The organism is Thermoflexus sp. (assembly GCF_034432235.1).
GTDB lineage: Bacteria > Chloroflexota > Anaerolineae > Thermoflexales > Thermoflexaceae > Thermoflexus.
The window spans coordinates 1-9,978 of sequence record NZ_DAOUCJ010000017.1; the positions used below are offsets into that span (position 1 = coordinate 1).

General features: G+C 66.9%; 6 protein-coding genes. 4 read left to right on the forward strand and 2 right to left on the reverse strand.

Going from position 1 to position 9,978, the window contains the following annotated elements; genetic code table 11:
• The 3 genes from amrA to VAE54_RS02125 all read left to right on the forward strand — a co-directional run.
• Positions 1 to 721, forward strand: a 721-nt coding sequence (gene amrA, locus VAE54_RS02115) for an AmmeMemoRadiSam system protein A (RefSeq protein WP_322800280.1), incomplete at its 5' end; no start/stop codon positions are given.
• A 465-nt stretch (positions 722 to 1,186) separates the two neighbouring features.
• Entirely contained in the window at positions 1,187 to 2,590 is a 1,404-nt protein-coding gene (locus tag VAE54_RS02120; protein ID WP_322800281.1) for a S8 family peptidase, read from the forward strand.
• 75 nt (positions 2,591 to 2,665) lie between these two features.
• The gene (locus VAE54_RS02125) at positions 2,666 to 3,580 is read left to right on the forward strand and encodes an isoaspartyl peptidase/L-asparaginase (RefSeq protein WP_322800282.1); all 915 of its coding nucleotides are present in this window, start codon (positions 2,666 to 2,668) and stop codon (positions 3,578 to 3,580) included.
• A 25-nt stretch (positions 3,581 to 3,605) separates the two neighbouring features.
• On the opposite strand, the gene VAE54_RS02130 is transcribed toward VAE54_RS02125, so the two are convergent.
• Positions 3,606 to 4,043 (reverse strand): hypothetical protein, encoded by a 438-nt coding sequence (locus tag VAE54_RS02130; protein WP_322800283.1) that lies wholly within the window; start codon positions 4,041 to 4,043, stop codon positions 3,606 to 3,608.
• Between the two features lie 243 nt (positions 4,044 to 4,286).
• On the opposite strand from VAE54_RS02130, the gene VAE54_RS02135 reads away from it, so the two are divergent.
• Positions 4,287 to 8,333: a flippase gene (locus VAE54_RS02135; RefSeq protein ID WP_322800284.1), complete on the forward strand. Its 4,047-nt coding sequence runs from the start codon at positions 4,287 to 4,289 to the stop codon at positions 8,331 to 8,333.
• Between the two features lie 161 nt (positions 8,334 to 8,494).
• Here the strand turns inward: VAE54_RS02135 and VAE54_RS02140 are convergent, their stop codons facing one another.
• The gene (locus VAE54_RS02140; protein ID WP_322800285.1) at positions 8,495 to 9,721 is read right to left on the reverse strand and encodes an aminotransferase class I/II-fold pyridoxal phosphate-dependent enzyme; all 1,227 of its coding nucleotides are present in this window, start codon (positions 9,719 to 9,721) and stop codon (positions 8,495 to 8,497) included.
• Positions 9,722 to 9,978 lie beyond the last annotated feature (257 nt).

Consider the following 9,978-nt stretch of genomic DNA (forward strand, 5'->3'; position numbering starts at 1 on the left):
GCTGGCGACGCTGATGTGCGGCGAGGGGCCCGTGCGCACCGCCATGGCCTACGCCCGGCGCACCGGCGCGGTCCACGCCAGCCTGCTGAAATACGCCAACTCCAGCGATGTCCCCTACGGGCGGAAAGATCACGTGGTGGGCTACGCGGCCATCCGCTTCGCCCGCGCGCCGGATCCCCCGCTGGGGGAAGAGGATCGACAGACGCTTCTGGAGATCGCGCGGGAGGCGGTGGCCCATGCCGTGCAGGGGAAGCCGCTTCCCGAGCTTCATGTGGACTCCCCATGGCTATGGCTGCCCCGGGCCTGCTTTGTGACCCTCACGAAGGGCGGCCACCTCCGGGGATGCCGGGGGGAGATCTGGCCGCGCTCGGACCTGGCCCATGCCGTGCAGCGGGTGGCGGTGCTCTCCGCCCTGGATGATCCGCGCTTCCCTCCGGTGACGGTTGAGGAACTGCCCCATCTGGAGTATGAGATCAGCATCCTCTCCCCGCTGCGGCCGGTGACCGATCCCGCGGAGATCGAGATCGGGCGGGATGGCCTCTTCATCCTGGCTGGAGGGCGCACCGGGCTGCTGCTCCCCCAGGTCCCGGTGGAGCAGGGGTGGGATCGGGAGACCTTCCTGCGGGCCCTCTGTCTCAAAGCCGGCCTTCCCGAGGATGCCTATCGCTGGCCGGATGCCCGCCTCTTCCGCTTCGAGGCCGAGGTGTTCGGGGAATCTTAGAAGACATCTTCGGGTGTGGCGTGAGAGTGGCGCTGTTGGATCCCCTGGATGGCCAGCGTGCGGATGATCTCGTTCAGGCTATCCACGATGGCGAATTTTTTCCACGCTGGCATGCGCCGGATCCATTCGATTTGCAGGGCCTCTATTTCAGGATGGGTATCCGAAACCATTTCCCCTTCCGTCGGGATCATCCGGGATCAGGCCGATGGCTTTCCATCCCGTGCTGGGTCTTCCATGATCCGATGGCGGTGGACCTCCTGGAGTTCCGGGCTTCGACATAACACCCCAATGGAATTTTGCCCCGAGATAGGCCTTTCAGCCAGCGGGCTGAATACCCACGTCATCGCGCTGGGAGGCGAAGGAGAGAAGGCGCAATGCCTGGGGATTCCCTGTTGCTGCCTATCTTCCAGGGCCTGAATTATACTTACTGCACATCCCAACCAAAGGATGAGGGAGCGGCACCATATGCGATGGGGCAGATGGCTGATCCTGACGCTGATCTGGGTTCTCAGCGGGCTTCCGGGTGCTGGCGTGTGGTCTCCTGCGCCCGGCGTTTCGGCGGCGCCGGATTGCTTCCTCCCCCTGGAAGATGGCCGGTGCCTTCCCCCGCCGATCCCGGCGGCTTCGGCGGCGCGGTCTGCCGTGCAGGCCCGGGCGGCTCCGGCTCCCCACGGCCCCTCCGTTCTGGTGAAGCGCAAAAGCGAGGTTCCCCCCGGCGCTTTCCGCGCGGGCCTCATGGCGGCCGGCTTCCCCGATGCTGAGGCCCTCGCCGTCCCCCGCTGGTGGCGGATCCCGGTGCCGCCGGGGCAGGAGCCCGAGGCGGTGGCGGAACGGCTGCGCCAGCGCCCCGACGTCGAAACCGCCGAGGTGGACCGTGAGGTTCGCATCGCTTTCACCCCCAACGACCCCTATTATGGAACTGACCAGTGGAATCTCCCCAAGATCCGCGCTCCACAGGCGTGGGATGTGATCACTGGATCCTCCGCGGTTTGGATCGCTATCGTAGATACCGGGGTGGACTATACTCATCCAGATCTGGCCTCCGCACGGCTATGGTTGGGGTGGGATTTTGTGAACAACGACAACAATCCCATGGATGACCACGGCCACGGCACGCATGTGGCAGGGATCGCCGGGGCGAACACGAACAACGGGGTTGGCGTCGCCGGCGTGTGCTGGGGGTGTGATCTGCTTGCAGTGAAGGTGCTGGATGGGGGTGGACAAGGCCAGGACAGCTGGGTTGCTCAGGGGATCCGATATGCTGCCGACTGGGGGGCGGCCTTCGGAAAGCGCACGGTCATCAACCTGAGCCTGGGGAGCCCATATTTCAGCAGCGTCCTCGCCGACGCCGTCGCCTACGCCCAGGGCCGGGGAGCTCTGATCGTGGCGGCGGCAGGGAACAATGGCGTCAATCAGCTGTTCTACCCCGCCGCCTATCCCGGGGTGATCGGGGTGGCCGCCACGGATTCCTCGGATCAGCGTGCGTCTTTCTCTAACTTCGGATCCCACGTGGACATCGCCGCGCCGGGGGTGAGTATCCTTTCCACCTATCCGGTCGCACTCACGCCACCCGGAGACTTGCCTTATGCGTGGGCCGATGGCACCTCCATGGCCGCGCCCCACGTGGCCGGGGTGGCGGGGCTGGTATGGTCCGCCCGGCCGGCGCTGACGGCGGACCAGGTGTGTGGGATCCTGCTCCGCACCGCCGTGGATCTGGGGAGCCCCGGCCGGGATGACATCTATGGATACGGCCGGTTGAACGCCGAAGCGGCGGTCCGCAGTGTGGTGCCTCCCCCACCCGGCCCGCCTCCCGGGCCCTATCGGGTGTATCTCCCGCTGGTGATGTCGCCGCCCTTCGTCTGCCCGTGAGGGGGGACTGGCGGCCGAACCCTAAGCCCGGCTATCCTTAGAGACGCCAACTTCCCTTGCGGTAAAGGCGCTCCGATGCCGCGACCCATTCTCCTCGTTCATGGTGGCGCAGGGACCATCCCGGAGGAGCGCCATGCGGCGGCGGTGGAGGGATGCCGCCGCGCCGCGCAGGCGGGATGGTCGGTGCTGGCCGCCGGCGGCTCCGCCCTGGATGCGGTGGAGGCCGCCGTGCGCGTCCTGGAGGATGATCCCACCTTTAACGCCGGGCGGGGCAGCGTCATGACCCGGGCGGGAACGGTGGAGATGGACGCCCTGATCATGGACGGCGCCACGCTGCGGGCCGGAGCCGTGGCCGCCGTCCGCCGGGTCCGCCACCCGATCGCGCTGGCCCGGGCGGTGATGGAGCGCACGCCCCATGGGTTGCTGGTGGGGGCCGGCGCCGAGGCCCTCGCGGAGCTGCTCGGGCTCCCCATGGCCGACGATGCGGAGCTGGTCGCCCCCCGGGACCGCGAGCGGTGGGAGGCCTTGCAGCGGAACGGCCCCCGGGATCTCCGGGAGGTCCTGGCCCAGGCCCTGGCCGAGCCGATGGACACGGTGGGCGCGGTGGCGATGGATGCGGCGGGCCATGTGGCGGCGGCGGTCTCCACCGGCGGGATCTCCAACAAGTGGCCCGGTCGGGTAGGGGATTCCGCCCTCATCGGCTGTGGCGCCTACGCGGACGATCGGGTGGGGGCGGTGGTCGCAACCGGGTGGGGAGAGACCCTCATGCGGGTGGTGATCTCGAAGACCGCCTGCGATTTCATGGCCATTGGGCTCACGGCCCGGACGGCGGTGGAAGCCGCGATCCGCCTGCTGGAGGAACGGGTGCAGGGCCGCGGCGGCCTGATCGGCGTGGATCGGATGGGGTGGATCGGGATCGCCCACAACACGCCGCACATGGCCTGGGCGTGGACGAATGGCGAGGACGAAGCCGCCGGGATTCGATGGTAGTCCCTACCGATCCGGGGGATCTCTCTCAAGCCCCATGGGGGCGACCGCTCCGGCGCCAGCGTCGTTCCATTTCCACGCTCAGGCGCAGGGCGACGCCGCTGAGGACCCCGGTGAGGTGCGCGGCGAGGTAGGGGGAGATCTCGACCTCACGCCCCAGCACCCGGGTTTGATAGAAATAAGGCGCCCAGGCCAGCACGCCCAGGTAGATCAGGAAGCGGCTGAGCCGCCGCCGCCGACGGCCGATCTCCCAGGCGGCCGGCGCGCTTTCCTCCATTGCGGCCGCCCGGGCCCGCAACCGCCATCCGCCCAGCACCCCTGTGAGATGCGCGGCCAGAAAAGGCAGGAACGGCCAGTCTTCCCCCATTGCCATGGCGGTCAGGAAAGGAGCCCAGACCAGCACCCCCAGCAGGATCAACCCGTTGCCCAGCCAGCGCCACTCCGAAGGAGTCAGAGCGATCCGCATTCAACCTCCACATTCCTCTGCGATTTTCGCAATAATTATAACATACCGTAGCGGGTTTCCTGATGCGCTTTTCCGGATCCGCCTTCTCATTCTCCCCGTATAATGGGTAAGCGCTGCGCGTGGCTCCCTGGCGGCCCTGGCCCGTTGTCGCTTCTGTGTGGGAAGAGGGATCCCCGTCGGGAGCGGGAACGCTGGTTCACCGTCGGAAGCCGTTCATCCCGAATGCGGGAAGAGAGATCATTGATGCGGCGATGGAAGGGCATCCTTGTGGCGATCGGCCCGGTCCTGGTGTTCGCCGGGCTGCCGGTGTTGCTCCTGGGCCCGACGCTGACGGGGGCCAGGACGCTGATCCCGGCCGACAACCTTTACGAGTGGCAGCCCTGGCGGTCGGCCGCGGAGCGTTTTGGGATCACCATCCCGCATAACGCGTTGCTTTCCGACCTGGTGCTGGAGAATTACGCCTGGAAGCGGTTTCTGGTGGCCGCCTTCCGGCGCGGGGAGCTCCCCCTGTGGAACCCCGATCTCTTCGCCGGGGCGCCCTTCCTGGCGAACGGCCAGCATTCCGCGCTCTACCCGTTCACCCTCCTCTTTCTGATCTTCCCGATCCCTCAGGCCTATGGCCTCTTCAATGCCCTGCAGCTTTTCCTGGCCGGGCTGGGGATGTATGGGCTGGCCCGGGCGTGGGGGCTGGGCCGGGCGGCCGCGACGTTCGCCGGGGTGGCTTACGAGCTGAGCGCCTTCATGGTGGTCAGTCTGGTGTTCCCGATGATCGTCGCCGGCGCGGCATGGCTCCCTTATCTGCTTGCGGCACTCCACGCGATGATCGAGCGGCGCCCTCTGCTCGGCCGCCCCGCGGCGCTGCCGTGGGCGCTTCTATCGGCCCTGGCCCTGGGGATGAACATCCTGGCCGGCCATGTGGAGATCACCTATTACACGGTCCTGGTCGGCGCCGGATACGGCCTGTGGGGAGCCTGGAAGACGTGGCGCCGCATCCGGGCGCCATCCCTCCCCGACCGTCTCCAGGCCCTGGCGACGCTGGGATGGGTTGGTCTCGCGCTGGGGCTGGGGTTCGCCCTCGGCGCAGCGCAATGGGTTCCCCTCTATGAGGTGGTGCGGGAGAACTTCCGGGAGGGAACGGCCACGCTGGAGCAGGTGCGGGGATGGGCCTATCCCTGGCGGCACCTTCTGGTCTTCCTGATCCCGGACTTTTACGGCAACCCCAGCCATCACGGAGTGCGGGATGTGTTCACCGGGGAGTGGGTGCCGTTCACGGTGAACGCCTACGGACAGCCCAATCCCAATGGGGCCTTCACCAGCCACTGGGGGATCAAAAACTATGTGGAAGGGGGCGCTTATCTGGGGCTCCTGCCCTGGGCTTTCGCCATCCTGGCCCTCGTCCGCTGGCGCTCCTCCCTTCGATCCCGCGCGCCAGTAGGGTTCCTGATCCTCCTGGCGGGGCTTTCGTTCTCCTTCGCCTTCGGGCTGCCCACCTACGCGCTGCTGTATTACGGCCTGCCGGGCATCAACCAGCTGCACTCCCCCTTCCGTTGGATCTGGCCCTTCGCCCTGGCGATGGCCGGGCTGGCCGGCGTCGGGTTCGATCAGATCATGCGCGAGGATGGACGTGAGCGGCAGTGGGTGGCCGCTGGGATGCTGGGGATCGGTGTAGGGATCCTTGCGGGGCTGGGCCTGGCCCGGTGGGCGGTCCCGGATGCGGCGCTGGCCCTGGCGGATCGCGCCCTTCACGCGCTGGCGAAGGCGCCGGAGGCCTTCCCCGACGCCCGTATGTTCTTCTCCTATCAGTTCTGGAATCTGCTTCGCTTCGGGCTGGTGGCGACAGGAAGCGGCCTGGCCCTGGCAGCGCTCCGGCGGCGATGGGGGCCGCCGCTGGCCATCGGGATGCTGGCCCTGGATCTGCTCCAGGCGGGGGCAGGCTTCAACCCGGCGGCCGATCCCCGATGGCTGACTTACGAGCCGCCGGTAGTGCGCTTTCTGAAGCAGGATACCCACCTGTGGCGGTTGACCACCTTTGATCCGCACGGCCGGAAAACCTTTCACGCCAATGGGCCCTGGCTCTATGACCTCCAGGACATCCGCGGCTATGACTCCATCATCCTGAAGCGCTATGTGGCCTATCTCTCGGCCATCCAGCCCCAGCATGAGCTTCCGTTCAATCGCATTGCCCCCATCACGGATCCGAACGCCCTGGATTCGCCATTGCTGGACGCCCTGAACGTGAAATATGTGATCACCGAGGAGACTATCCCCTCGCCGCGATACACCCTGGTTTATGAAGGGGAAGTGCGGGTCTACCGGAATGAAGGGGCCATGCCCCGGGCCTGGACCCTTCCCCTGACGGCCACCATCTTCCACCGGGATCCCATCGCGGCGCTGCGGCAGTTCGACCCCCGGTTCTATGTCGTGGTGGATGGGCCTGTCCCCGGGCTGGAACAGTTCGGGGCGCCCGGGAACCCTCGTCCGGCCACCATCACCGCGTATGGGATCAACGAGGTGTGGGTCGATGTGGCGGTCGAAGTGCCCTCCTGGCTGGTGCTGGCGGATACGTTCTTCCCGGGCTGGGTGGCCTACCGCCGGCCCATCGGGGGAGGCGAGCCGGAGGAGCAGCCGCTGGCGATCTACGCGGCCAACGGCCTCTTCCGCGCGGTCATCCTTCCCCCCGGCCGATGGACTGTCCGCTTCCGCTACAGTCCTCTCTCGGTCAAGCTGGGGCTCTTCACCACCTTCATCGGCGGCATGGCGGCCCTCTTCATGCTGATCGTCTGGACATGGGGGCGCCTGTATCGGGCGGAGATGGAGCAATCCACCGTCCGCCGGGTTTTCAAGAACAGCCTGACCGCCATGGCCCTCAACCTCTTCACCCGCTCCATCGACTTTGCCTTCGCTGCCCTGATGTTGCGTATCCTGGGCCCGGAGGCGGCCGGGAAATATTACTTCGCCATCGTGCTGGTCAGCTGGTATGAGATCCTCTCGAACTTCGGCCTCAACGTGTGGCTCACCCGGGAGGGGGCAAAACATCCGGAGGCGGTGAATCGCTATTTCGTCAACAGCGCCGCTATGCGCCTGATCCTGTTAACGGCCTGGATGCCCCTGCTGCTGGCCGTCACCGGCCTCTGGATGGGTGTGTTCCGGCTCACCGGCGATACCGCTCTGGCGATCCTCCTCCTGGCCCTGGCCCAGGTTCCCGCCAGCCTCGCTACCGGGGTCACCGCGCTCTTCTACGTCTATGAGAAGGCGGAGATCCCGGCTGCCCTCACGGTGGTGACGGTGCTCCTGAAGGTGAGTTTCGGGGTGCCCATCCTGCTGGCCGGGGGCGGTTTCGTGGGGCTGGCCGCCTCCTCCATCGCGGTCAATCTCATCACCCTCGCCCTGTTAAGCGGGATCGCTTTCCGCCTCTTTTTCCGCCCTCGCTGGGAGGACGACCCGGCCCTGCGTCGGGAAATGGTTCGGGAATCGGGGCCCCTGATGCTCAATCATCTCCTGGCCACCCTGTTCTTCAAGATCGACGTGCCGATCCTCCAGGCGTTGAAGGGCGATCTGCAGGTGGGGTGGTATAGCACGGCTTACAAGTGGCTGGACGCGCTGAACATCATCCCGGCTTACACCACTTTTGCAGTGTTCCCGGTGATCTCCCGCCAGGCGGCCGGCTCGCTGGAGGCCATGCGGCGTTCCGTGATCCTGACCCTCAAGGGGCTGGCGGCGGTGGCGGTCTTCACCGCCGCGCTCTTCACCTTCCTGGCGGAGCCGCTTTCCTGGCTCCTGGGGGGCGCCCAGTATCTCCCGCACGCGGCCATCGCCCTGCGGATCATGATCTGGTCCATCCCCATCGGCTGGATGAACAGCCTGATCAACTATGTTCTGGTCGCCCTGGGGCGACAGCGTTATCAGACGAAAGCCTTCATGATCGCTCTGGGGTTCAACGGGATCGCCAACCTGCTCACCATCCCGACCTTCGGTTACCCGGCGGCGGCCGTGATCACCATCCTGTCCGAGATCGTGGAGGGGATGGCGTTCTATTACGACCTGCGGCGGACGATGGGCCCGCTGCCGTGGGGGGAGATCCTGGGGCGGCCGCTGATCGCCGGGGGGGTGATGATCGGACTGATGGGGGCTTTATGGGGCGTTGCGCCGCTGATGGCGCTGGCCCTGGGCGCCCTCGGCTTTGGAGCGGCATGGTGGGGGTTGAGGCCCTTCACCCCGGAGGAGTGGACCCGAATCCGGGAAGCGCTCCCGGTTCCGGGGATCCGGGGGCGGGCAAATAGCGAGCCGTAACCGTTTCCGGGCCTTCGACCGGCGGAGTCGAAGGCAGCGGGGGAGGGATGGGGGCCGTGGGGGCCCTCGAAGGCACCCCAGGCGGCCCTCAAAGCCCTCAGGAGGAGGCTTAAGACGTGGCTTCGCCAGGAGACCCGCTGAGCGGTTACGCTCCGGGCGGCCTAAATCCGGGCCAGCGCCTGATCCAGATCCGCCAGCAGATCGTCGGCGTCCTCGATCCCCAGGGAGAGGCGGACCAGGTTATCCGTAATGCCGATGGCGAGGCGCTGCTCCGGCTCCATCTCGTAATAAGACATCAGCGCGGGTTGCTCCACCAGGCTCTCCACCCCGCCCAGGCTGGGGGCGATATACGGGATCCGCAAGGCGTCGATAAATCGCGAGGTGCCCTCCCGATCCGCAGCGACCTCGAAGGTGACCACTCCGCCAAAGCCGCGCATCAGCCGACGGGCGACGGCGTGATCGGGATGGGAGGGAAGCCCCGGATACCAGACGCGCCGGATCTTCGGATGGGCGCTGAGGAACTCGGCCACCCGCATGCCGTTTTCGTTCTGTCGCTGCACCCGCAGGGCCAGGGTCTTCAATCCCCGCAGGACCAGATATGCCGCATGGGGGTCCAGGATGCCTCCCAGCATCGCCTGCATCTCCCGCAGGCCGGCGATCAGCTCCGCGGACCCCGCGATCACCCCGGCCATCACATCGTTGTGGCCGCACAGGTATTTCGTCGCGCTGTGGACCACTAGGTCGATCCCGTAATCCAGGGGTCGCAGGTTCAGCGGCGTGGCGAACGTGCTATCCACCACCGTCCGGATGCGTCGACGCCGGGCGATTTCCGCCAGCCGCTCCAGATCGATCACCCGGAGGTAAGGGTTCGTGGGGGTTTCGGTGAAAATCAGGCGGGTGTTCGGACGGATCGCGGCCTCCAGGGCCTCCAGATCCCCGATGGGCACCACGGTCGCTTCCACACCGAAGCGCCGCAGGAACTGGAGGATGAACTGACGGGTGCGGCGGTAGGCGTCCTCAGTGACGATGAGGTGGGCGCCGCTGCGGAGGAAGGCGAGGAGGACGGCGGTGATCGCCGCCATGCCGGTGGAGAAAGCCGCGGCGGCCTCCGCCCCCTCCAGAGCCGCCACCCGGGCCTCGAGGGCCGCCACCGTGGGATTCCCGTAGCGGCCGTAATCCACCCGGTCCCGGGCTTCCCCCCACAGCCGGGACTCCTGGAAAGCGATCAGATCCGCCGTGTCCCGAAAGGCATAGGTAGCCGTCTGGACGATGGGGGGGACCACCGCATGGTAGGGGTTATGGCGCGTTTCCCCGCCGTGGACGGCGAGCGTGGACGGCCCGCGCGTCTCGATCCGGGCATCACATCCGGTTTCGGTCTGCACGTCCATCGCCGGCACCTCCTGGGCGCTTTTCAGGAATCCCTCCCTGGGGTTTTGAAAGCGATCGATGTCCGCTCATTTCCCTCCCGCAGCCCTCAGGGCCATAGCGGGGGCGGTGGAGCAAGGAGAGGCCTGGAATAAATAAAAAGGCCCCTTCTGGGAAAAGGGGCCCTGGGGTCAGGCCACCCTTATCTCCCAGAAGCGCGGCGAACGCTTCTGCCGGACTTGGCACCTTACCCGCGCGGCCGTTCGCCGGTCGGCCGCGG

Excerpts from the sequence above, each read along its gene's own strand:
- VAE54_RS02130 (WP_322800283.1), bottom strand. The coding sequence starts at position 4,043 with ATGCGGATCGCTCTGACTCCTTCGGAGTGGCGCTGGCTGGGCAACGGG.
- VAE54_RS02125 (WP_322800282.1), top strand. The coding sequence starts at position 2,666 with ATGCCGCGACCCATTCTCCTCGTTCATGGTGGCGCAGGGACCATCCCG.
- VAE54_RS02120 (WP_322800281.1), top strand. The coding sequence starts at position 1,187 with ATGCGATGGGGCAGATGGCTGATCCTGACGCTGATCTGGGTTCTCAGC.
- VAE54_RS02140 (WP_322800285.1), bottom strand. The coding sequence starts at position 9,721 with ATGGACGTGCAGACCGAAACCGGATGTGATGCCCGGATCGAGACGCGC.
- VAE54_RS02135 (WP_322800284.1), top strand. The coding sequence starts at position 4,287 with ATGCGGCGATGGAAGGGCATCCTTGTGGCGATCGGCCCGGTCCTGGTG.